The organism is Paraburkholderia sp. BCC1885, assembly GCF_900996235.1.
Classification (GTDB): Bacteria; Pseudomonadota; Gammaproteobacteria; order Burkholderiales; family Burkholderiaceae; genus Paraburkholderia.
Genome location: NZ_CAAJGM010000111.1, coordinates 497,226 through 521,533, shown reverse-complemented (window position 1 = coordinate 521,533; position 24,308 = coordinate 497,226). Strand labels below are relative to the sequence as shown.

Here is a 24,308-nt window from a genome sequence, read left to right as displayed (position 1 = left end):
AAGGAATCGGTCCTTGCATTAAGAGGAATGAATGGCGAGTAACAACGTAGCCCAATTTGCCGCGGAACTGAAAATGCCTGCCGGCGTGCTGCTTGAGCAGCTGCAGGCAGCAGGCGTTACCAAAGCGAGCGAAGACGACACCCTGTCCGAGACGGACAAGGCGCGTCTGCTCGACCACTTGCGCAAGTCTCACGGCTCAACTGATGCTGACAAGCGCAAGATCACGCTGACGAAACGGCATACGTCGGAAATCAAGCAGTCTGATTCGACGGGTAAGGCTCGTACCATTCAGGTCGAGGTGCGCAAGAAGCGCACGTTCGTCCGCCGCGATGAAGCGGGTGGCGAAGGCGGCGATGCATCGAATCATGTGGCCGAGGTCGAGAACGACACGGACGAGCTGGAACTTCAGCGTCGCGAGGAAGAAGCGCGTCACGAAGCCGAGTTGCTCGAAAAGCAGGCTCAGGAACTGAAGGCGCGTCAGGAACAGCTCGAACGCGAAGAAGCCGAGCGCCAGGCGCGCGAGCAGGCTGCGGAAGCCGAACGCCGCCGTGCGGAAGAGGAAGCGGCGAAGAAGCGCGCTGCCGCCGCCGCGGAAGTGGCCGTGCAGAAGAAGGCTGAACAGGTCGTGCAAGCGGCTGAAACTGCCGCCGCGGCACCGGCTGCGCCGGCAGCCGCCACGAGCGAGCAGGACGACGAACGCGCCGCAGCAGAACGCGCCGCGCAACGCGAAGCCGCGAAGAAGGCGGAAGACGCCGCGCGTCAGGCCGCGGAAAAAACGCGTGCCGAGCAGGAAGAAATCAGCAAGCGCCGCGCCAAGGCAGAAGCCGAAGCACGTGCGATTCGCGAGATGATGAACACGCCGCGCAAGGCGCAGGTCAAGGCGCCGGAACCGGCGCCGGCGGCCAAGCCGGTGGAAGCGCCCAAGGCTGCGGAAGCCAAGGGCACGCTGCACAAGCCGGCTCGTCCGGAAGGCGCGGCGCCGGCACGTCCGGCTGCGAAGAAGCCGGTAGCGGCCGCACCGGCTGCCACGACGGCGCCGTCGGCGGGCGACAAGAAGAAGCCGGGCGCAGGCAAGGGCGGCTGGCAAGACGACGCAGCCAAGCGCCGCGGTATCAAGACGCGTGGCGATACGAGCGGCGGTGTCGATCGCGGCTGGCGCGGCGGCCCGAAGGGGCGCGGCAAGCATCAGGATCAGAACACCACGTTCCAGGCGCCGACCGAACCCATCGTGCGTGAAGTGCATGTGCCGGAAACCATTACGGTTGCCGATCTGGCGCACAAGATGGCCGTGAAGGCATCGGAAGTCATCAAGTCGATGATGAAGCTCGGCCAGATGGTCACCATCAACCAGATGCTGGACCAGGAAACGGCGATGATCATCGTCGAAGAACTGGGCCACCACGCGGTTGCGGCCAAGCTGGACGATCCGGAAGCCATGCTGGTGGAAGGCGAAGTTTCGTCCGACGCAGAATTGCTGCCGCGTCCGCCGGTTGTGACGGTCATGGGTCACGTCGACCACGGCAAGACGTCGCTGCTCGACTACATCCGCCGCGCCAAGGTTGCAGCGGGCGAAGCGGGCGGGATTACGCAGCACATCGGCGCGTATCACGTGGAAACGCCGCGCGGCGTGATCACGTTCCTCGACACGCCGGGTCACGAGGCCTTCACAGCCATGCGTGCCCGCGGTGCCAAGGCAACCGACATCGTGATTCTGGTGGTTGCCGCCGACGACGGTGTGATGCCGCAGACGAAGGAAGCGATCGCCCATGCGAAGGCAGGCGGCGTGCCGCTCGTCGTCGCCATCAACAAGATTGACAAGCCGGATGCGAATCTGGACCGCGTCAAGCAGGAACTCGTCGCGGAAGGCGTCGTGCCGGAAGAATACGGCGGCGAATCGCCGTTCGTGCCGGTGTCGGCCAAGACCGGCGCAGGCATCGACGATCTGCTCGAAAACGTGCTGCTGCAAGCCGAAGTGCTGGAATTGAAAGCACCGGTCGATGCACCGGCCAAGGGTCTCGTCATCGAAGCGAAGCTCGATAAGGGTAAGGGTCCAGTGGCAACGATCCTGGTCCAGTCGGGTACGCTGAACCGTGGTGACGTCGTGCTGGCTGGCAGCGCCTATGGCCGCGTGCGCGCCATGCTCGACGAAACCGGCAAGCCGACCAAGTCGGCCGGTCCGTCGATCCCGGTTGAGATTCAAGGTCTGTCGGAAGTGCCGCAGGCCGGCGAAGAAGTCATCGTCATGCCGGACGACCGCAAGGCGCGTGAAGTCGCACTGTTCCGTCAAGGCAAGTTCCGCGACGTCAAGCTGGCCAAGCAGCAGGCCGCGAAGCTCGAGAACATGCTGGAACAGATGGGCGAAGGCGAAGTGCAGTACCTGCCGCTGATCGTCAAGGCCGACGTGCAAGGTTCACAGGAAGCGCTGGTGCAGTCTCTGCAAAAGCTCTCCACCGACGAAGTGCGCGTGCAGATCGTGCACGGCGCGGTGGGCGGCATCAGCGAAAACGACGTCAACCTGGCAACGGCTTCGAAGGCGGTCATCATCGGCTTCAACACCCGGGCGGATGCCCAGGCGCGCAAGCTGGCGGAGTCCAACGGTATCGACATTCGCTACTACAACATCATCTATGACGCTGTGGATGAAGTGAAGGCCGCGATGTCGGGCATGCTGGCGCCGGAGAAGCGCGAAGTCGTCACCGGTATGGTCGAAGTGCGTCAGGTCTTCAAGGTGCCGAAGGTCGGCGCGGTGGCCGGTTGTATGGTCACGGACGGTTTCGTCAAGCGCTCGTCGTCGGTGCGCGTGCTGCGCAACAACGTCGTGATTCATACCGGCGAGCTCGATTCGCTCAAGCGCTTCAAGGACGACGTCAAGGAAGTCCGTCAGGGCTTCGAGTGCGGTATGTCGATCAAGAACTTCAACGACATCATCGAAGGCGACCAGTTCGAAGTCTTCGAAGTCACGGAAGTGGCGCGTTCGCTGTAAGTCAGGCGCAACGCTGAAGGGGCGGGGCGGGCGCTTGCGCCCCTCCCGCCCCTTGTTTTTTGCGGGCTCGCTTGCGCCTGTTTGTGCTCGCGTGCGTTGACGGCCTCGCTGCCGCGGCGCGAACCTCATTGCTATCCGCCAGAGCGGATTACGGATTCACCATGCCTAAGAAACGTTCTTCCCCCAATCGTAACGTGCAGATCGCCGATCAGATCCAGCGCGACCTGTCCGAGCTGCTGCGCGATGTCAAAGATCCGCGCATCGGCATGGTCACCATTCAGAGCGTCGAACTGACGCCGGATTATGCGCACGCGAAGGTCTTCTTCACGACGCTGACCGGCGACCCGCAGCAAACGCTTGAAGCGCTGACCCACGCGGCCGGCCATCTGCACAATCAACTGTTCAAGCGCCTGCACATTCACACGGTGCCGACGCTGCATTTCCATTACGACAAGACGATCGAACAGGCGGTGGAAATGTCGCGCCTGATCGACGAGGCGAACGCCACCCGCGCGAAAGAAGACTGATCGCGCGTGGTTTTACCTATGGTTGCCGATTCTCCGTTCGTCCTTATTTTTCTGCCATGACCGTACCTCAACGGCCACGTGTGCCGCGTCGCGTGCTCGACGGCGTGTTGCTGCTCGACAAGCCCATCGGCCTGTCGAGTAACGACGCCCTGATCCAGGCCAAGCGTCTCTATCTGGCGAAAAAGGCCGGCCACACCGGCACGCTCGATCCGCTCGCTTCCGGTCTGCTGCCGCTGTGCTTCGGCGAGGCGACCAAGTTCTCGCAGGATCTGCTCGAAGCCGACAAGACCTACGAGGCCACCATGCGCCTCGGCATCCGCACGGCCACCGGCGACTCCGAAGGGGAGGCGATTCAGACCCGCGAGGTGACGTGCGACGAGCCGGCGGTCCTGGCGGCAATGGCGCGCTTTCGCGGCGAGATCGTCCAGGTGCCGCCCATGTATTCGGCGCTCAAACGCGACGGCAAGCCTTTGTATGAGTACGCGCGCGCCGGCCAGGTGGTGGAGCGCGAAGGGCGCCAGGTGACGATCCACGCGCTCGAGATGCTGGCCTGCGCATTGCCGGACGTCACGTTTCGCGTGACCTGCAGCAAGGGCACTTACGTGCGCACGCTGGCCGAGGACATCGGCGAGGCGCTCGGTTGCGGCGCGCATCTGGTGGCGTTGCGGCGTACCGGCGTCGGCGCGCTGACACTAGACCATGCGATCACGCTCGACGCCTTGTCCGACGCCGCCGAGGGCGAGCGTGACCGGTGGCTGCAACCCGTGGACGCGCTGCTGTCGACTTTCCCCTCGGTCGAACTCGATGCCGACGCGACACGGCGTTTTCTGCACGGCCAGCGTCTGCGGCTCGCCGATCTGACGTTGGACGACGAGGCGGCGACTGCCGAACGCGTGCGGGTCTACGCGGCAGCGGGCCGGCTGCTGGGGGTCGCGAGGCTAGGCGAGGGCGTGCTGGCGCCGGAGCGGCTGGTCGTCACGGCGCAGTCCTGAACGACAGGGCTCATCGTCACGCGCTGAGTAGACACAAAAAAGGCGGCGCCGCATCACTGCGGCGCCGCCTTTTCTTTTGCTGCGAGCGGGCGTGGTCCGAACACCACGCTTCACGCGCCAAAACATCAATGCATCAATGCGCCGCCGCAGCCGCTGCCCCCGCGTCGCCACCCGCACGCTCCGGCCTGGTAATCCAGATCAGCGCAATCAGCGCCACGAAGATCCCTGCTGAGACATAGAACAGATCGTTGACGCCCAACTGTGCCGCCTGCTGCGTCACCATGTTATTGAAGAGCCCATACGCTTGCGGTTGACTGAAACCGGCCGCGCCCATTTGCCGGATCGACTGGTCGAATACCGGGTTGTACAGGTTGGCCTGCGTGCTCAGATGCGCGTGATGCAGGATCGTGCGGTGATCCCAGGCGGTCTGGAAGATCGAGGTGCCGATCCCGCCGCACATGATCCGCACGAAATTCGACAAGCCCGACGCCGCCGGAATCCGGTTGCCCGGCAGGCCCGACAGCGTAATCGACACCAGCGGAATGAAGAACCCGGCCATACCGATGCCCTGGATCAGCGTGGGCACCAGCAGCGAATAGGTGTCGACGCCGGTCGTATAGCGCGAGCGCATCCAGAAGCACAGCGCGAACACCAGGAACGACGCCGTGGCGATATAGCGTGGATCGGTGCGCGGCAAGATCTTGCCGGTGATCGGCGAGAGCAGCACCGCGAAGAAGCCGACCGGCGCCATCACGAGGCCGGCGTTGGTGGCGGTGTAGCCGAGATCGGTTTGCAGCCAGAGCGGCAACAGCACGAGGTTGCCGAAGTAGAGGCCATAGCCGATCGACAGCGCCACCGTGCCGCCGGTGAAATTCCGCCTGCTAAAGAGCGACAGGTCGACCACCGGATGCTCCGCCGTCAGCTCCCAGACGATGAAGAACGCCAGCGCGATCACCGCGGTCAGCGCCAGCACCACGATGGTGGTGGAGGCGAACCAGTCGAGGTCCTTGCCCTTGTCGAGCATCACCTGTAGCGAGCCGACCCAGATGATCAGCAAGGCGAGCCCCACGCCGTCGATCGGCGCCTTGCGGATCACCGAGTCGCGGTTGCGGAAGATCGTCCACGTGGCGATGGCGGCGATCGTGCCGACCGGAATGTTGACGTAGAAAATCCACGGCCACGAGATGTTGTCGGAGATCCAGCCGCCCAGAATCGGGCCGGCCACCGGTGCAATCAGCGTGGTCATGGCCCACATCGAGAGCGCCATGGGCGCCTTTGCGCGCGGGTAGCTGGCGAGCAAAAGTGTTTGAGACAGCGGAATCATCGGCCCGGCGACGGCCCCTTGCAGCACGCGCGAGGCGAGCAGGAAGGGCAGGGTGGGCGCGAGACCGCACATCCACGACGAGATCACGAACAGGATGATCGACGCCATGAAGAGGCGCACCTGGCCGATGCGTTCGGTGAGCCAGCCGGTCAGCGGCACGGAGATCGCGTTCGCCACCGCGAACGAGGTGATCACCCACGTGCCCTGGTCCGACGAAACGCCGAGATCGCCGGAGATGGAGGGGATCGACACGTTCGCAATCGAAGTGTCGAGCACGTTCATGAAAACGGCGAGCGACACCGCGATGGTGCCGATCACCAGTTGCGCCCCCTCTAATGGCGGATGAGGGATGGGCGCCTGAGCCTGAGCCATGTTTAGGAAACCTTCTTGAGCGTGGCGCGGCTTACATCGCCTTGGCGGCGGGCTTCGCGTCGCGCTCGGCCGACTTCTGCGCACCGCCGTTCGGGCCGGCGTTTTGCGCGATGATGCGGGCGATTTCGGCGTCGGCTTCGTCGCCGTACTTGTCGAACACGTTGGTCTGATAGACCGTGTTCTGCGCGTCGCCGAGCTGGCCGCCGTTTTCGTCCTTGATGCTGACGTCGACGTCCATCGACAGGCCGATACGCAGCGGGTGTTTTTCGAGTTCCTGCGGGTCGAGCTGGATCCGTACCGGCAGACGCTGCACCACCTTGATCCAGTTGCCGGTGGCGTTTTGCGCCGGCAGCAGCGAGAAGGCCGAGCCCGTGCCGGCCGAGAAGCCGACCACCTTGCCGTGGAACACCACCGACGAACCGTACACGTCCGCCGTCAGTTCGACCGGCTGGCCGATGCGCATGTGCTTGAGCTGCACTTCCTTGAAGTTGGCATCGACCCACACGCCGTTCAGCGGCACGATCGCCATCAGCGGATTGCCCGGCGAGACGCGTTGACCCACCTGTACCGAACGCTTGGCGACGTAGCCGGTGACCGGCGCCGGCAGCGTGTTGCGGGCGTTCGCGAGGTAGGCGTCGCGCACCTTGGCCGCCGCGGCGAGGACGTTCGGATGGTCGGCGATCGTCGTGTTGGCGGTCAGCGCGCGGTTCGAGGCGAGTTGCTGCCGGGCGGCGTCGAGCGCGGCCTGGGCGCTTTTCACGGCGTCGCGGGCGTGCGAGATTTCTTCCTGCGAGACGGCGCCGGTCTGGGCCACCATCATGCGGCGGCGCAGGTCGTCCTGGGCGCGCGACAGATCCGCCTCGCGCACTTCGACTTGCGCCTGATACTGGTTGTCGTCCGCGAACAGGCCGCGCACCTGGCGCACCACCTGGCCGAGATCGGCTTCGGACTGCTGCAGCGCGACGCGGGCGTCGGCCGGGTCGAGCACGACGACCGGGTCGCCTGCCTTGACCGTCTGCGTGTCGTCCGCGTTGACCGCGATGACCGTGCCGGTCACCTGCGGCGTGATCTGCACCACGTTGCCGTTCACGTAGGCGTCGTCGGTCGACTCGTGAAAGCGCGCGTCGAGGAAGTAGTACAGACCGTAGGCGACTGCCGCAATCAGGATCACGATGACGAGCAGCGTCATCAGGCGCTTGCGTTTGTTGTTGTTCGCCGGTTGTGCGCTGGCGGCAGGTTGCTGGGGGGTGCTCATTGATATGCTCCGTATTCTTTCAATCTGCGTCGTTTATTCGGGTGGGCACTCGGATTCAGTTCGCTGCGGCCTGCGCGGCCGGTGCTGCGGATGCCGCCGGCGGGTTCGCCGCGGCGGCCGGTGCGCTGGCTGAAGGGGCGGCCTGCGCGGCGGCTTCACTGTCGGCAGGCACGGCAAGACCGGTTTGCGTGGCGTCGAAACCGCCGCCCAGCGCCTTGATCAGGCCAATCTGCATGTCGCGGCGGCGCATCTTCAGGTTCGTCACGGTCTGTTCGGCGGCGAGGCGGTTCTGGTCCGCATTCAACACCTGCAATTGCTCCGACAGGCCGGCCTTGTAGCGGATCACCGCCAGTTGATACGCTTTGGCCGAGGCGTCCAGCGCGCGCTGGGCGTCGCCCGACTGCTGGTCGATCGAGCGGATCGTGGCGATTTGCGTAGCCACGTCCGACAGCGCGTTGATCAGCGTCTGGTTGTAGTTCGCCACGTCGAGGTCGAAGTCGGCGTAGCGGCCCTTCAGTTGCGAGCGCAGTGCGCCGGCGTCGAAGATCGGCAGGTGGATCGCCGGCCCGAGCTGCATGTTGCGGCTCGCCGAGGTCAGGAAGCGGCCCCAGCCGAACGCGTCGAAACCGATGCCGGCCGACAGGTTGATGTCCGGGAAAAACTCCGCCTTGGCTTCTTTCACGTCATGCAGTTCGGCTTCGACCTGCCAGCGTGCCGCCACGATGTCCGGGCGGCGCGACACCAGATCGGCCGGGACGTTGTCCGGCAGCGTCACGGCGTTGCCGGCCGTCAGCACCGGCTTGGCGATCTGCAGGCCGCGGTCCGGCCCCTTGCCGAGCAGCGCGCCGAGCTGATAGCGCACGGTGGTGATCTGGCCGTCGAGGTCCGTCACGTTCGCCTCGCTCGAAGCGATGTTGCCGTTGGCGGTCTGGCGCTCGACATTGGTGTCGAGGCCGGCCACCACGCGGCCATTCGTGATGCGGCCAATATCCTGGCGATTGGCGATTTCACGCGCGGCGATGTCGCGCAGCGCGTACAGCTGCGCAAGCTGGTTATAGGTGCTGGCGACCGACGCCGCCAGCGTCACGCGCGCCTGCTGCATCTCCGCTTCGGCGGCTTTTTCCTGCGACACGGCCTGGCCGAGGCGCTGGTGGTTCTTGCCCCACAGGTCCAGATCCCACGAGGCGCTCGCCAGCACGTTGTTTTCGCTATACCAGGTGCCGCCGTAGGGCGGCGGGTAGATCGAGTTGGCCGAGAAGATCTCGCGGTTCCACGAATAGCTGCCGTTGACCTTCGGGAACAGCGCCGAGCGCGAGCTTTCGATATACGACGAGGCCTTGGCGATGCGCGCCTGCGCCTGGGCGATCGACGGATTGCCTTGCAGCGCCTCGGCGATCAGTTGCGGCAGCTGCGGGTCGCCGAACTGGTTAGCCCAGTCGAGCGACGGCCATTGGCCGCCCTGCGACGGCACGCTCTGGCTGGACTCGTACTGCGTGGGCGAGGACATCTGCTTGTCGCTCTTGATACCGCTGTAGTTCGCGCATCCCGTGAAGGCAAGCGCCGCCACCGCTGCGGTGACGGCGGCCCGGCACGAGATCCCGGGCGCGGACAGGGAAAGGGATTTCATCTCTCGACTCTTTGAGTGTCAGTAAATTGTAATGGTGGACGCTGCAAACAGCTTATGACGTTTTAGCGTCCAAATTTGTTGTCGCATCACGGGTTATGCCGGATAGATCGCAGCCGCTGTTGGTCAGCACGCGGCGCAACATGCTCTTCAGAAAGCCGACCTCTTCCGCCGTGAAGCCGGACAGCAGGTGGTCGATCACACCGTTGAAGATCGCCGGCATGCGGGCGGCGATGGCGTGGCCCTCGGGGGTCAGGGCGAGCCGCACGACCCGCCGGTCCTCGACGCTGCGCACCCGGTTGAGCAGGCCGCGTTTCTCCAGCCGGTCCACCAGACGGGTGACTGCGCTGGCGTCGATGCCATATTCGCGGGCTAGTTCCGCCGCCAGCAGGCACTTGCCGCTGGCCACCATGAACAGGATGCTGCCTTGCTGGCTGGTGATGCCCAGCTCGGCCATGGTGCGCTGGGTGACCAGGTTCGCCATGGTCGATCGCACGCGTGCAATCAGATAGCCGACGCTTTCGCCTAATTGATAGGAACTGATTTCCGACGACACCGTAAGGTTCTGATCGCTCATGATTCTCATGCGACTGCAATGGTTGACTAAGCAGGATTATAGAGGGCCGTTAATTGACGCGGCAAGCGTTATTGCGGTTCGGGTAAGGGTCTTTCTCAGTCCGGCCGGTTCAAATGCGCACGCCAATATGCGAGGGGCGGCCCGACAGGGGCCGCCATCGCGGCGTGTCGGGGCAGGCCGCCTGCAAGGCGCTGAGGGAAAAAGAAAGAAAAATCTGTCAGGCGAACGGCATGCCGCCGCGGGTGCGGCGAGGATGGATGACGGTGCGTGAGAAGGCAAAGCGAGGGCCAATGAGACGACAAATGCGGGGCAAATAAGGGGCAACTAAGGGAATACCAGAGAACCTTAATCTACGCGTGCTACAATATTGGGTTCCCAAAAGTGCGCTTTGGGCTTTGTTGGCTTTGTACACAATGCTGCAGCTGGCGCACTCAACTGTCTTCAGGTTCCTATGACTCGCGCCCTACGCAACATCGCCATTATTGCCCACGTCGACCACGGCAAGACTACCCTCGTCGACCAGCTGCTCCGTCAGACTGCCACGTTCCGCGACAACCAGGCGGTTGTCGAGCGCGTGATGGACTCGAACGACATTGAAAAGGAACGTGGCATCACGATCCTGTCGAAGAACTGCGCGGTCGAATACGAAGGCACCCACATCAACATCGTCGACACGCCGGGCCACGCCGACTTCGGCGGCGAAGTGGAGCGCGTGCTGTCGATGGTCGACTCGGTGCTGCTGCTGGTCGACGCCGTCGAAGGCCCGATGCCGCAAACCCGCTTCGTCACGAAGAAGGCGCTGGCTCTCGGCCTCAAGCCGATCGTGGTGGTCAACAAGGTAGACCGCCCGGGCGCGCGGATCGACTGGGTGATCAACCAGACTTTCGACCTGTTCGACAAGCTGGGCGCCACCGACGAACAACTCGACTTCCCGATCGTCTACGCCTCGGGCCTGAACGGCTATGCCGGCCTGACCCCCGACGTGCGCGAAGGCGACATGCGTCCGCTGTTCGAAGCCGTGCTGCAACACGTGCCGGTTCGCCCGGCCGATCCGGAAGCGCCGCTGCAACTGCAGATCACCTCGCTGGACTATTCGTCCTATGTCGGCCGTATCGGCGTGGGCCGGATCACGCGCGGCCGTATCAAGCCGGGCATGGCGGTGGCCGTGCGTTCGGGCCCGGATGGCGCAATCCTGAACCGCAAGATCAACCAGGTGCTGTCGTTCAAGGGCCTCGAGCGCGTCCAGGTGGACTCCGCTGAAGCCGGCGACATCGTGCTGATCAACGGTATCGAAGAAATCGGCATTGGCGTGACCATCTGCGCACCGGAAGCCCCGGAAGCGTTGCCGATGATCACGGTGGACGAACCGACCCTGACGATGAACTTCCTCGTGAACTCGTCGCCGCTGGCGGGCCGTGAAGGCAAGTTCGTGACGAGCCGCCAGATCCGCGACCGTCTGTTCAAGGAACTGAACCACAACGTCGCGCTGCGGGTGAAGGAAACCGGCGACGAAACCACCTTCGAAGTGGCCGGCCGCGGCGAGCTGCACCTGACCATTCTGGTGGAAAACATGCGCCGCGAAGGTTACGAACTGGCCGTGTCGCGTCCGCGCGTGGTGATGCAGGAAATCGACGGCGTGAAGCACGAGCCGTACGAAAACCTGACGGTCGACATGGAAGACGGCCACCAGGGCGGCGTGATGGAAGAACTGGGCCGCCGCAAGGGCGAAATGCTCGACATGGCGTCGGACGGCCGCGGCCGCACGCGTCTCGAGTACCGTATTTCGGCGCGTGGCCTGATCGGCTTCCAGTCGGAATTCCTCACGCTCACGCGCGGCACGGGCCTGATGAGCCACACGTTCGACTCGTATCAGCCGGTCAAGGACGGCGCGGTCGGCGAGCGTCGCAACGGCGTGCTGATTTCGCAGGACGACGGCGCGGCAGTGGCCTACGCACTGTGGAAGCTGCAGGATCGCGGCCGCATGTTCGTGTCGCCGGGCGAGCCGCTGTACGAGGGCATGATCATCGGCATTCACAGCCGCGACAACGACCTGGTCGTCAACCCGATCAAGGGCAAGCAGTTGACCAACGTGCGTTCGTCGGGTACCGACGAAGCGGTGCGCCTCGTGCCGCCGATCCAGATGTCGCTGGAATACGCGGTGGAATTCATCGACGACGACGAACTGGTCGAAGTCACGCCGCAATCCATCCGTCTGCGCAAGCGTTACCTGAAGGAACATGAGCGCCGTAGCGCCAGCCGTAAGGGCGCGGTGGATTAATCAGCCGCCAGGGCCGCGCATTGCCATCGTGCAGCGCAACACAAAAGCCGCCTTCGGGCGGCTTTTGTTATTCCGGATTCTGCAACGCGTCATTTCGACGGGGATTGAATAACGCTATTGCGTATCTTGGAAAGGTCCGCGAAAGCCCGCCAGCAAAGGGTTCCGCGGCACTGTGCCTGCTATCTGCACTATCACTTATGTGATATGCTTGCGCGGATGCAAGTTAAGGTCCTTCCAAGCAAGACTTGATTCGCGCAATCCGCCAAACGGTCAGGCCGTGTCGCGGAAGGTTTCGGTAACCCGCTATTTCTCGAGAAACTCGAAGAAAGGTGAGCGTAAAAATGATGAAGCAATTCCAGTCGAACTCCTATCTGTTCGGCGGCAATGCTCCGTACGTAGAAGAAATGTACGAAGCGTATCTCGATAATCCGGCGTCAGTGCCCGAGAACTGGCGCAGCTATTTCGACGCGTTGCAGAACGTTCCTGCATCGGACGGCAGCAATGCCAACGACGTGGCCCACGGCCCGATCGTCGAATCGTTTGCCCAACGCGCCAAGGCCAACGCCTTCATCCCGCGCACCGCAGCCGGCGGCGACGATATCGCCACCGCACGCAAGCAGGTCTACGTCCAGTCCCTCATCGGCGCATATCGCTTCCTTGGCACGCAATGGGCCAATCTCGATCCGCTTAAGCGCCGCGAACGTCCCGCCATTCCCGAACTCGAACCCGCGTTCTACGACTTCACCGAAGCCGACATGGACCAGGAGTTCAGCGCAACCAATCTGTACTTCGGTTTCGAGCGCGCCTCGCTGCGTGAAATCGTCAAGGCATTGCGCGACACGTACTGCGGCACGATCGGCGCCGAGTACATGTATATCAGCGATCCGGAACAGAAGCGCTGGTGGAAGGAGAAGCTCGAGTCGATCCGTTCGACGCCGAACTTCTCGGCTGACAAGAAAAAGCACATTCTCAATCGCCTGACGGCAGCTGAAGGCCTCGAGCGCTTCCTGCACACCAAGTACGTCGGTCAGAAGCGCTTCTCGCTGGAAGGCGGCGAGAGCTTCATCGCCTCGATGGACGAAGTGGTGCGCCATGGCGGCGCTCGTGGCGTTCAGGAAATCGTCATCGGCATGGCCCACCGCGGCCGTCTGAACGTGCTGGTCAATACGCTCGGCAAGATGCCGGCTGACCTGTTTGCCGAGTTCGAAGGCAAGCACGTCGACGATCTGCCGGCTGGCGACGTCAAGTACCACAAGGGTTTCTCGTCGGACGTCTCGACCGAAGGCGGCCCGGTTCACCTGTCGCTCGCGTTCAACCCGTCGCACCTCGAAATCGTCAACCCGGTGGTCGAAGGCTCGGCCAAGGCCCGTATGGACCGTCGCGGCGACGACAGCGGCCTGCAAGTGCTGCCGGTGCAGATTCACGGCGACGCGGCTTTCGCCGGCCAGGGCGTGGTGATGGAAACGCTGAACCTCGCGCAAACGCGTGGTTACGGCACGCATGGCACGCTGCACATCGTTATCAACAACCAGATCGGCTTCACCACGTCGGACCCGCGCGACTCGCGCTCGACGCTGTACTGCTCGGACGTCGTCAAGATGATCGAAGCACCGGTGCTGCACGTGAACGGTGACGATCCTGAAGCAGTGGTGCTGGCTACGCAGCTCGCCATCGACTTCCGGATGCAGTTCCACAAGGACGTCGTCGTCGACATCGTCTGCTTCCGCAAGCTCGGCCACAACGAGCAGGACACGCCGGCGGTCACGCAGCCGCTGATGTACAAGACCATCGCCAAGCATCCGGGCACGCGCGCACTGTACGCTGAAAAGCTGGTGCAGCAGGGCGTGATCACGGCCGCTGACGCGGAAGAGTACGTCAAGGCTTACCGCAAGGCGATGGACGAAGGCCATCACACCATCGACCCGGTGCTCTCGAACTACAAGAGCAAGTACGCGGTGGACTGGGTGCCGTTCCTGAACCGCAAGTGGACCGACGCCGCGGACACCGCAGTGCCGCTCGCGGAACTGAAGCGCCTTGCTGAGCGCATCACCACGATCCCGGAAAACTTCAAGGTTCACCCGCTGGTCGAGCGCGTCATCAACGACCGTCGCGCGATGGGCCGTGGCGAAGCGAAGCTCGACTGGGGCATGGGCGAACACCTGGCATTCGCGTCGCTGGTCGCGTCGGGCTACGCAGTTCGTCTGACCGGTCAGGATTCGGGCCGCGGCACGTTCACGCACCGTCACGCGGTGCTGCACGACCAGAACCGCGAACGCTGGAACGACGGCACGTATGTGCCGCTGCAGAACATCGCTGAAGGTCAGGCGAAGTTCACGGTGATCGACTCGGTGCTGTCGGAAGAAGCCGTGCTCGGTTTCGAATACGGTTACTCGACCGCTGAACCGAACACGTTCGTCGCGTGGGAAGCGCAGTTCGGCGACTTCGTGAACGGCGCGCAAGTCGTGATCGACCAGTTCATCTCGTCGGGCGAAGTGAAGTGGGGTCGCGTGTCGGGTCTCACGATGCTGCTGCCGCACGGCTACGAAGGTCAGGGTCCGGAGCACTCGTCGGCGCGTATCGAGCGTTTCCTGCAGTTGTGCGCAGATCACAACATGCAGGTCGTTCAGCCCACCACGCCGGCGCAGATTTTCCACCTGCTGCGCCGTCAGATGATCCGCCTGTTCAGGAAGCCGCTGATCGTCGCCACGCCGAAGTCGCTGCTGCGTCACAAGGAAGCCGTGTCGGACCTGTCCGAACTGGCGAAGGGCGCGTTCCAGCCGATCCTCGGCGAAACCGACGAAGCGATCGAAGCGAAGAAGGTCAAGCGCGTGATCGTCTGCTCGGGCCGCGTGTACTACGACATCATCGCGCATCGCCGTGAAGTCAAGGCAAACGACGTCGCGATCGTCCGTATCGAACAGCTCTATCCGTTCGCGCACAAGCAGTTCGAAGCGGAAATGAAGAAGTACGACAATGCGACCGAAGTGGTCTGGGTGCAGGACGAGCCGCAGAATCAGGGCCCGTGGTTCTACATCGAGCATCACCTGAAGGAAGGCATGAAGGACGGACAGAAGCTGGCATACAGCGGCCGTCCGGCTTCGGCTTCACCGGCAGTCGGGTACTACGCGAAGCATTACGAGCAGCTGAAGGCGCTGATCGAAGGTGCATTCGGCCGTCTGAAGAGCGCGTCGATCGCTAAATAACTTATTGAACCGGACCGGGAAAGCGCAGTGCGCTTTCCCGCACCGCATCGGGCGCGGCCTCCCCTAGTGAGACGCGGCAGATCGAGGTTCGCAGACGGTTCGTTGTCACCAGATACGTATTCAGGAAAATCACAAAATGGCTATTGTAGAAGTCAAGGTCCCGCAACTTTCGGAGTCGGTTTCGGAAGCCACTATGCTGCAGTGGAAGAAGAAGCCCGGCGAGGCTGTCGCGCAAGACGAGATCCTCATCGAAATCGAGACCGATAAGGTCGTGCTGGAAGTGCCGGCCCCCTCGGCCGGCGTGCTCGCGCAAGTGATCGCCAACGACGGCGATACCGTCACCGCCGATCAGGTGATCGCGAAGATCGACACGGAAGGCACGGCTGGCGCCGCTGCCGTCGAAGCAGAAGTGAAGCCGGCTCCGGTTGCGGCTCCCGCACCGGCCGCCGCGCCTGCCGCGCAAGCTGCATCCGCAACGGGTGCAAACACCGCCGCCTCGCCGGCCGCCGGCAAGATCATGGCTGAGAAGGGTCTGGGCGCCGGCGACGTGTCCGGCACGGGCCGCGACGGCCGTATCACCAAGGGCGACGTGCTGAGCGCCGGCGCACCGGCTGCCAAGGCTGCCCCGGCACCGGCCGCTGCACCGAAGGCCGCCAGGCCGTCGCTGCCGGACGTGAAGGCCCCAGCCTCCGCCGACGCATGGCTCAAGGATCGTCCGGAACAGCGCGTGCCGATGTCGCGTCTGCGTGCGCGTATCGCCGAACGCCTGCTCGAGTCGCAGCAAACCAACGCCATCCTCACGACGTTCAACGAAGTGAACATGGCGCCGGTGATGGATCTGCGCAACAAGTACAAGGACAAGTTCGAGAAGGAACATGGCGTGAAGCTCGGCTTCATGTCGTTCTTCGTCAAGGCGGCGGTTCACGCGCTGAAGAAGTTCCCGCTGGTGAACGCGTCGATCGACGGTAACGACATCGTCTATCACGGCTACTTCGACATCGGTATCGCGGTCGGTTCGCCGCGTGGCCTGGTGGTGCCGATCCTGCGCAACGCCGATCAGCTGAGCCTCGCCGACATCGAAAAGAAGATTGCCGAATTCGGCCAGAAGGCCAAGGACGGCAAGCTGTCGATCGAAGAAATGACGGGTGGTACGTTCTCGATCTCGAACGGCGGTGTGTTCGGTTCGATGCTGTCGACGCCGATTATCAACCCGCCGCAATCGGCGATTCTCGGCGTGCATGCTACGAAGGAACGCGCTGTGGTCGAAAACGGCCAGATCGTGATTCGCCCGATGAACTACCTGGCGCTCTCCTACGACCACCGCATCATCGACGGTCGCGAAGCGGTGCTGTCGCTGGTTGCCATGAAGGACGCGCTGGAAGACCCGGCACGCCTGCTGCTCGACCTGTAAGCCGCGCAACGGCATGGATGCCGGCTTGCGATCGCGCTTTTGATCGCTTGTGATCGCACCAGCCGGCGCCATATAAGTAAAGCGCAAGCAGCACGTCCCTAGCATTCCGTAGCACTGGAACGATGCGCGCCACGAAGCGTGGCCGCGCGTCGTCCCGTCATCAAAAGGATTGTCATGTCCAAAGAATTTGACGTCGTCGTGATCGGTGCCGGTCCCGGCGGCTATATCGCAGCTATCCGCGCTGCGCAGCTCGGCAAGAGCGTAGCCTGTATCGAGAAGTGGAAGAACCCGGCCGGCGCGCTGAAGCTCGGCGGCACGTGCCTGAATGTGGGTTGCATTCCGTCGAAGGCGCTGCTCGCGTCGTCGGAAGAATTCGAAAACGCCTCGCACCACCTCGCCGACCACGGCATCAGCGTGGAAAACGTTTCGGTGGATATCGCGAAGATGCTGGCCCGCAAGGAAGGCATCGTCGAGAAGATGACCAAGGGCATCGAATTCCTGTTCCGCAAGAACAAGATCACCTGGCTCAAGGGCCATGGCAAGTTCACCGGCAAGACGGACGCCGGCGTGCAGATCGAAGTGAGCGGCGAAGGCGAGACGGAAACGGTTACGGCCAAAAACGTGATCATCGCCACGGGTTCGAAGGCGCGCCATCTGCCGAACATCCCGGTCGACAACAAGATCGTCGCCGACAACGAAGGCGCACTGAGCTTCGATTCCGTGCCGAAGAAGCTGGCCGTGATCGGCGCCGGCGTGATCGGTCTGGAACTCGGCTCGGTGTGGCGTCGTCTGGGTGCGGACGTCACGGTGCTCGAAGCGCTGCCGGAATTCCTCGGCGCGGCTGACCAGGCACTCGCGAAGGAAGCCGCCAAGCAGTTCAAGAAGCAAGGTCTGGATATTCACGTGGGCGTGAAGGTCGGTGAAGTCACCACGACCGACAGCAGCGTCACGCTGAACTACACGGACAAGGACGGCAACGCGCAGAAGCTGGAAGCGGACCGCCTGATCGTGTCGATCGGCCGCGTGCCGAACACCGACAACCTCGGTCTCGAAGCCATCGGTTTGAAGGCCAACGAGCGCGGTTTCATCGACGTGGACGACCATTGCGCCACCGCAGTGCCGAACGTCTATGCAATCGGCGACGTGGTGCGCGGCCCGATGCTCGCGCACAAGGCTGAAGACGAAGGCGTGCTGGTGGCCGAGATCATCGACGGCCAGAAGCCGCATATCGACTACAACTGCATTCCGTGGGTGATCTACACCGAACCGGAAATCGCGTGGGTCGGCAAGACGGAACAGGCGCTGAAGGCGGAAGGCCGCGAGATCAAGACGGGTCAGTTCCCGTTCATGGCCAACGGCCGCGCGCTCGGCATCAACAAGGCGGATGGTTTCGTCAAGATGATCGCCGACGCGAAGACCGACGAACTGCTCGGCGTGCACATCATCTCGGCCAACGCCTCGGACCTGATTGCGGAAGCCGTGGTGGCGATGGAATTCAAGGCGGCGTCGGAAGACATCGGCCGCATTTGCCATCCGCACCCGTCGTTGTCCGAAGTGATGCGCGAAGCGGCGCTCGCCGTGGACAAGCGCGCGCTGAACATGTAATCACGCGCACGCCTGACTGATCGCAGCAGCTTAGCTTTACGACGAAGGCGGGCGGGTTTAATCCCTCCCGCCTTCTTTTTTGTAGCCAGAAAATGAACGTCACCGAATACTACGAAAAAGAACTGCAGACGCGGGGTTATCAATCGGACCCGGCGCAACGCGCGGCGGTCGACCGTCTGCAGCGGTGCTATGAAGAGTGGGTGGAATACAAATCGCGCCGCTCGAACGCGTTCAAGAAGCTGATCATTCACCCGGACTTGCCGCGTGGCGTCTACATGTGGGGCGGGGTGGGGCGCGGCAAGAGCTTCCTGATGGACAGCTTCTTCACCGTGGTGCCGGTGCAGCGCAAGACGCGTCTGCACTTCCACGAGTTCATGCGCGAAGTGCATCGCGAGCTCGAAGAACTGAAAGGCCAGGCCGATCCGCTCGATGAACTGGCGCGCCGCATCGGCAAGCGCTACCGCCTGATCTGCTTCGACGAATTCCACGTCTCCGATATCGCTGACGCGATGATCCTGTACCGTCTGCTCGACAAGATGTTCGAGAACGGCGTGCAGTTCGTGATGACGTCCAACTACGACCCTGACATGCTCTATCCGGATGGCCTGCACCGCGACCGCATGCTGCCGGCAATCGAGCTGATCAAATCGAAGCTCGACGTGATTAACGTGGACGCGGGCGTCGACTACCGGCAGCGCACGCTGGCCCAGGTCGAGGTGTATCACACGCCGCTCGGCGCGGCGGCGGACAAGGCGCTGCGCGCGGCCTTCGCAAGCCTCGCCGCGGTGCCCGATGAAAGCCCGATCCTGCATATCGAGAAGCGCGAACTAAAAGCGTTGCGCAAGGCGGATGGCGTGGTCTGGTTCGATTTCGCCACCTTGTGCGGCGGCCCGCGCTCGCAGAACGACTACCTGGAACTGGCGAGCCGTTTTCACGCGGTGGTGTTGTCGGGCGTGCCGCAGATGAGCGCGCGGATGGCCTCGGAAGCGCGCCGCTTCACCTGGCTGATCGACGTGTTCTACGACCATAAGGTCAAGCTGCTGATGTCCGCGGCCGTGCCGCCCGAGCAGCTCTACACCGACGGTCCGATGGCCAACGAGTTCACGCGCACGGTATCGCGCATCGTCGAGATGCAATCGAAGGAGTATCTGGACGCGCCGCGCCGGATCGTCGATACGTCGTTGACCTGAGCGGTTCCTTTCGAACCGCTATCTATTGCGATAGATCAGACCCGCGCGGCCTATTCCCGCCGGGCCGCGCCGCATTTTCAAGATTCGGATTGGTCTTATATTCGGTCCGTGGGCAAGCCGATATCTTCTAAGTCATAGATTTTGACGAAGGAGAAATCCATGACCCCGTACCGTGATATCAATGATGAAGAATGGCAACGTGTTGCACCGCTGCTTCCCGAACTGCGTCCGCGTTCCGAATTGCGTGGCCGGCCGCTGGCCAACACGCGCTCCGTGCTCAACGGCGTACTGTGGGTGATGTATAGCGGCGCCACCTGGTCCGCCATGCCGCGCAAATACCCGTCGTATCAAACCTGCCATCGCCGCTTCAAGGCGTGGCACGATTCGGGCGTGTTGCAGAGCGTGATGGATCAGTTGTTCGGTGCTGCAAGCGGCGAATTGTGCGGCATGATGGAAGCCCGTATGCGCATGCACGTCAGCCCGGAAGAAAAGGCGGCGCGCGTTGCCGCTGCGTCCATCGCGCCGTCGTTGCCGGCCGTCTATAGTCCGGCACCGGCGCAGCCGGCGTCGCCTTCCCTGTTCAATCTTGCAGGGGCTTATAAGCGCGCTGCATGACGAGTTCAATGAATGGATTATGCCCACGCATAAAAAACCGGCCGCACGAATCGATCGTCGGCCGGTTTTCTTTTCTGGCTACGGTTTTTTATCGCAAGCCGGGCGCCGGTGCGTCATGCAAAGTCATTCACCTGGCAGCATCTGAGCGCGATTAAGCGTCATTGCTGGCGAATCCAGGTCTGCGACCGGCCCAGCAGCGAAACGCCGATATATCCCCGCACCACCAGCTTTTGTCCTCCGTCTTCCAGGTGCATCTTGCACTTGTAGACCTTGCCGTTTTCGGGGTCGAGAATCTGGCCGCCATCCCAGCCGTCATCCATCTTTTTCATGTCGTTGATGATCGTCATGCCGAGGATCAACTGATCCTTGCGCGCGTCCGTGCATTCCGTGCAGCGGCGATCGGGCTGGTCGTTCGGGCCGAGTCCCTTGATCACCTTGCCGTCCAGCGCGCCGCTGCTGTCCTGGGTGATCTGTACCAGCGCCTTGGGCTGGCCGGTATGATCGTCGATGGTCTGCCACGTGCCGACCGGGCTGTCGGCCTGCGCCATGGCGCTCACGGCACTGGCTAGCAGCACGCCGGCTAGCGCCGCCTGGCGGGCGCCGCGCAGCATCAGGGCGCGGCTGCGTTGGGTGAATCGCGTCATTGTCTTCCTCCTTGATAAAAGTCGGCGCGATCATGGTCGCGCGGCGTTATTGGCATGTCAGGCGATGCGTTGCCTCCACATGCCGCGTGTTGCTCCGGGTTGTCTCAGGCTTGCAGGTTGGTCAGCGCAGAATACGTGAAAGTGCCCGCGCCGTTTGATAGTGGACCCTCTAGTCAAACCGGCGCCGCGTGCCTGACCGCGTACCCGCGTACCCCCGCACCCGCATGCGGGCAGCGCGCCGCCCTGGGAGGCTCAATTCAGGCTATACGAGAAGGTGGCGTTGATCCGCGGACTGCGCGAGGTGCTTTCCACCGGCGCATCGCCGACCGCCTTGCCCACCGACAGATCGAGCGTGTAGTACTTCGAATCGGAAATGCGGAAACCGAAGGCGATCGACGAGAGTTTCGACGGCGACGGCGTGCCCGCATGCAGATAGACGCGCGCCATGTCGAACGAGATGTAGGGTGTGAAGCTCTGCAGATAGGTGAAGCCCGGCGTGAAAGGTCGATTGACTTCAACCGAGGCGCCCCAGCCTGAATCCCCCGACGCCTCACCCGGCTCGTAGCCCTGCGCGAAATGCTGCGCGCCGAACGAGATCTGCTCGGAAGTGGGCAGCGAGTCCGGGCTGTACTGGCCGGTCATGGCGACGGCCGTGCCGATCTTGAGCGGCCACTCGTTGGTCTGCGAGAAACTCGCGCCGGTGCGCGTGAAGGTGAGCGAAACGGGATTGGTTTCCACTACGCCGGGGATGTTCGAATCGCCGGATTTCGACGCGCCCAGGATATTGAAGGCCTGCGCCACGTTGACGCTCGCCTTGCGCACCTGGCCGGTCTGCACGCTCGTGTAGTCGGCCTGCAATTGCAGCACGCGGACTTGCGAGCGCAAGCCGATCTGCGCGCCGTTGATGGTGTTGTGATAGTCGTCTTCGTCGTGCGAGGCATACGCCGACACGGTGCCGAGCAGGCTCTGGCTATTCGAAAGCAGCAGCGGATAGGCGAGCGAGCCGGCGAGCTTGTCGTTGATCACGGTGCGCTCGACGTAGTTGGGCAGGCCGGGGTTATCCACCGGATTGCCGCGGTAGTGGGTGGCGTCGATTTTCGCCACGAGGCCGTCGCTGCCGATCGGCACTGCGGCGTGCGCGGCGAGGTACGTAACGTTGTCGCGCCCCTTGGGCAACAGCGCCGAGACGCTCAACTGTTCGCCGAGCGAGGTGAGGCCGTTCTCGGTCGCGGTCAGCAGACCCTGCACGCCGGGCTGGTTGAAATTGACCCCGGTGCTGACGTTGACCGGCTTGTGTTCGACCTTGAGTTCGAGCGTGGTGGCGCCGTCGGTATTCTGCGGCGGCGGCACGTTGGCGGCCACCTTGATGCCCGGCAAAATGCCCAGCACATTGATGTAGCGCTCGAAGGTGGCGTGACGCAGCGGCCGGTCGGCACGAATATGTTCGGCGATCGCGCGGATCTTGTCTTCTTCGCGTCCCGGATTGCCGGTGATCTTCACCTCCGACACATAGCCTTCAACGATCGTCACGCGCACCACGCCGTTCTCGAAGGTCTGCGCCGGGATGAAGGCGAACGACAGCGCATAGCCGCGCGCCTGATACAGCCTGGTGACGTCGTCGGCCACCTGCATCAGGTCGGCAATGGTGATGTCCTTGCCGACGAGCGGCGTGAAGCGTTGCGCGACTTCATCGAATGGAATGGACTTGACGCCTTCGACCTGAAACTTGGTGGGCGTCAGATGCGTGGCGAGCAGGGCTTGCAGTTGCGGTGCCTGCTGCTGGACCTGTACGGTGACATTAGGCCCTTTGTCGGGCGCGTTGACCTGCGGGATCGAGTCGAGCGGATTGCCCCCTATCGGGTTGCCGCCCACCACCGGGCGCGATTGCGCCTGCACTGCGCCCGCAGCGACCACCGCGAGCAGAAGTGTCCATCTGCCGTACCCGAGTTTCATCGGTATTCCCTCGTATTGCTGTTCTTATCGTGCGTCCGCGTGGCCCGGCCAGGCTGATCGTGAACGCTGTGTGCGGCTTCGCGCATACTGCCATGCCCGCGCGCGTTACGTCACGTGCTCCGTGCGTTGCGGAGCACGTGACTGATGCTGACTGCGTGTTTCTACTGAGATGTCGTGTTGCTTTCACACGTCAATCATAGGGACACTAATGTGGACTACTTATGTTGTGTCGGCAGCAGTCCGCCGAGCAGCGAGGTCGCGCCGCCGGTGGTGCCGCCGGAAGAACCGGTTGCGGCGGTGAGCGTGCCGGTGACCGTTGCAACCAGGCCCGTGACCGGGCTCAGCAGCGAGCCGGCCGGCGTGCCGTTGGCGGCGGTGGTGACGGTGCCGAGCACGCCCGTCACTGCGGCGAGCGGGTTGGAGCCGCCGGTGGCGCCGCCGAGCGTCGAGGTGACCGAGCCGAGCGGAGCGGCGCCGAGCAGGCCCGTGACCGACGCGAGCGGCGTACCCGCCGTGGCCGAGGTAAGCGCGGAGAGCGGCGAGCCGCCGAGCAGCGAGGTCACCGAAGTGAGCGGCGTGCCGCCGAGGCCAAGGCTCGTCAGCGTGGCGTTCAACGGTCCGAGCAGGCCGCCGGCGGCGGCGCCGGTGGGCGGTCCGCTAGCCACGACGGCGCTGGTGCTGCCCAACAGGCTGGTGATGAGACCAGGAATCGGCGCGGCGCCGTTCGGGCCGTTCGGATTGACGAGGCCGCCGGCATTCGTGACGGTGTTGCCGAGCGAGCCGACCAGGTTGCCGACGTCGGTGCCGAGCGGATTTTTTGTCGCCGAGGCGAGGGTCGAACCGGCTGAGCCGAGCGCGCCGCCCACTTGCGCGAGCACGCCGGAGACCGGTGCGCCGAGGCCGGTGGTCGTGCCGACCGTCTGCGTCAGGATGCCGGCGCTCTGCACGATCGGCGTGATGGCGGTGCTGACCGGCTGGGTGATCTGTTGCACCGGTGCCGACGACAACACGTTGCCAAGCGTCGTGCCGCCTGTGTCGAGTGCATTGGCGGCGGTGCTGAGCGTGCTGGCGAGCGGCGTCGTGAGCGGCGCCAGCGGAGCGAGCGGGCCGCTGCCGAGGCCGCCGACCGTGGTGCTCAAGCCCTGCACAACCCCGCTCGTCGACGACACCACCGAGCCCAGGCCCGCGACCGTGGTGCCGACCGGATTGGCCGTCGAGCCGGTCTGGCCGATGCCGTTGCTCACCGCGTTGGCGAGCGACGTCAGCGTGCCGCTGGTGGCCGAGACCGTGTTGCCGAGACCCTTCGTCACCTGCGAGTTGACACCCGGCAGCGACTGCGACGCGATCGTGTTGCCGAGATCGTTGACGGCTTGCGCGGCTGTCGTCACGGCCCCCGCGGTGCCGCTCGAACCGCCCGTCGTCGTGGTGCTGCCGGTGCTGCCGGTGGTTGTGCCGCCGCCACTGCCCGTGCCGGTGGTGCTGGTGGTGCCGCCGCTCGCGCCGCTACCGGCGTTGGAGGCGCTCGGCGGCGCGGTGACGTCGCTGCCGCCACAAGCGGCGAGGAGGCAGGCGACGGCGAGTGCCGTGAGCGGCATGCGCAGCGACGAGAGTGTCGCGCAGGCCGCATCGGGAACAAAAAAACGTGGGGTGGACATAGGGTGCTCCTCGGTCTCTCGTGAGTCTTGAGTCTGAATGAATGGTTTCCGCGCGCCGGTGCAACGGTTTCTGAGCGGCGCCGCCCAGTTCAGGTGAGGC

Annotated in this window: 16 protein-coding genes; 9 read left to right on the top strand and 7 right to left on the bottom strand. The window is 63.6% G+C overall.

Translation table 11 applies throughout. The features are described 5' to 3' along the window. Positions 1 to 31: 31 nt before the first annotated feature. The 3 genes from infB (at position 32) to truB (ending at position 4,502) form a co-directional block, all read left to right on the top strand. On the top strand, positions 32 to 2,983 hold the full coding sequence (gene infB / locus FQ755_RS11270) for a translation initiation factor IF-2 (RefSeq protein WP_144154060.1): 2,952 nt from the start codon (positions 32 to 34) through the stop codon (positions 2,981 to 2,983). Positions 2,984 to 3,144: 161 nt separating this feature from the next. After that, a complete protein-coding gene (gene rbfA, locus FQ755_RS11265; protein ID WP_144154058.1) occupies positions 3,145 to 3,510 on the top strand; it encodes a 30S ribosome-binding factor RbfA in 366 nt (121 codons plus the stop codon). Positions 3,511 to 3,566: 56 nt separating this feature from the next. Continuing rightward, entirely contained in the window at positions 3,567 to 4,502 is a 936-nt protein-coding gene (gene truB, locus FQ755_RS11260; RefSeq protein WP_144154057.1) for a tRNA pseudouridine(55) synthase TruB, read from the top strand. Positions 4,503 to 4,635: 133 nt separating this feature from the next. On the opposite strand, the gene FQ755_RS11255 is transcribed toward truB, so the two are convergent. From FQ755_RS11255 to FQ755_RS11240, 4 genes are read right to left on the bottom strand one after another with little or no spacing between them, the layout of a single operon-like run. Beyond that, positions 4,636 to 6,198: a DHA2 family efflux MFS transporter permease subunit gene (locus tag FQ755_RS11255; RefSeq protein ID WP_144154055.1), complete on the bottom strand. Its 1,563-nt coding sequence runs from the start codon at positions 6,196 to 6,198 to the stop codon at positions 4,636 to 4,638. A 31-nt stretch (positions 6,199 to 6,229) separates the two neighbouring features. Next, positions 6,230 to 7,453: an EmrA/EmrK family multidrug efflux transporter periplasmic adaptor subunit gene (locus tag FQ755_RS11250; RefSeq protein WP_144154053.1), complete on the bottom strand. Its 1,224-nt coding sequence runs from the start codon at positions 7,451 to 7,453 to the stop codon at positions 6,230 to 6,232. Between the two features lie 55 nt (positions 7,454 to 7,508). Then, on the bottom strand, positions 7,509 to 9,080 hold the full coding sequence (locus tag FQ755_RS11245) for an efflux transporter outer membrane subunit (protein ID WP_144154051.1): 1,572 nt from the start codon (positions 9,078 to 9,080) through the stop codon (positions 7,509 to 7,511). A 52-nt stretch (positions 9,081 to 9,132) separates the two neighbouring features. Next, positions 9,133 to 9,654 carry a MarR family winged helix-turn-helix transcriptional regulator gene (locus FQ755_RS11240; protein WP_144154049.1) on the bottom strand — a complete coding sequence of 174 codons (522 nt, stop codon included), beginning with the start codon at positions 9,652 to 9,654 and terminating at the stop codon, positions 9,133 to 9,135. A gap of 451 nt (positions 9,655 to 10,105) precedes the next feature. On the opposite strand from FQ755_RS11240, the gene typA reads away from it, so the two are divergent. From typA to FQ755_RS11210, 6 genes are all read left to right on the top strand, one after another. After that, positions 10,106 to 11,932, top strand: coding sequence for a translational GTPase TypA (typA, locus tag FQ755_RS11235; RefSeq protein WP_144154047.1), 1,827 nt, complete (start codon positions 10,106 to 10,108; stop codon positions 11,930 to 11,932). 341 nt (positions 11,933 to 12,273) lie between these two features. Beyond that, positions 12,274 to 15,135: a 2-oxoglutarate dehydrogenase E1 component gene (locus FQ755_RS11230; RefSeq protein ID WP_144154045.1), complete on the top strand. Its 2,862-nt coding sequence runs from the start codon at positions 12,274 to 12,276 to the stop codon at positions 15,133 to 15,135. 136 nt (positions 15,136 to 15,271) lie between these two features. Further along, positions 15,272 to 16,546 (top strand): 2-oxoglutarate dehydrogenase complex dihydrolipoyllysine-residue succinyltransferase, encoded by a 1,275-nt coding sequence (gene odhB / locus FQ755_RS11225; RefSeq protein ID WP_144154043.1) that lies wholly within the window; start codon positions 15,272 to 15,274, stop codon positions 16,544 to 16,546. 174 nt (positions 16,547 to 16,720) lie between these two features. Next, positions 16,721 to 18,151: a dihydrolipoyl dehydrogenase gene (gene lpdA / locus FQ755_RS11220; RefSeq protein WP_144154041.1), complete on the top strand. Its 1,431-nt coding sequence runs from the start codon at positions 16,721 to 16,723 to the stop codon at positions 18,149 to 18,151. 92 nt (positions 18,152 to 18,243) lie between these two features. Further along, positions 18,244 to 19,341, top strand: a complete 1,098-nt coding sequence (zapE, locus tag FQ755_RS11215; RefSeq protein ID WP_144154039.1) for a cell division protein ZapE — start codon at positions 18,244 to 18,246, stop codon at positions 19,339 to 19,341. Between the two features lie 159 nt (positions 19,342 to 19,500). Continuing rightward, a complete protein-coding gene (locus FQ755_RS11210; protein WP_144154037.1) occupies positions 19,501 to 19,956 on the top strand; it encodes a transposase in 456 nt (151 codons plus the stop codon). A gap of 158 nt (positions 19,957 to 20,114) precedes the next feature. On the opposite strand, the gene FQ755_RS11205 is transcribed toward FQ755_RS11210, so the two are convergent. The 3 genes from FQ755_RS11205 to FQ755_RS11195 all read right to left on the bottom strand — a co-directional run bounded on the left by FQ755_RS11205 (position 20,115) and on the right by FQ755_RS11195 (position 24,208). After that, entirely contained in the window at positions 20,115 to 20,600 is a 486-nt protein-coding gene (locus tag FQ755_RS11205; protein ID WP_144154035.1) for a DUF2147 domain-containing protein, read from the bottom strand. 252 nt (positions 20,601 to 20,852) lie between these two features. Then, on the bottom strand, positions 20,853 to 22,553 hold the full coding sequence (locus FQ755_RS11200; protein ID WP_144154033.1) for a ShlB/FhaC/HecB family hemolysin secretion/activation protein: 1,701 nt from the start codon (positions 22,551 to 22,553) through the stop codon (positions 20,853 to 20,855). A 215-nt stretch (positions 22,554 to 22,768) separates the two neighbouring features. Beyond that, positions 22,769 to 24,208: a collagen-like triple helix repeat-containing protein gene (locus FQ755_RS11195; protein WP_144154031.1), complete on the bottom strand. Its 1,440-nt coding sequence runs from the start codon at positions 24,206 to 24,208 to the stop codon at positions 22,769 to 22,771. Positions 24,209 to 24,308 lie beyond the last annotated feature (100 nt).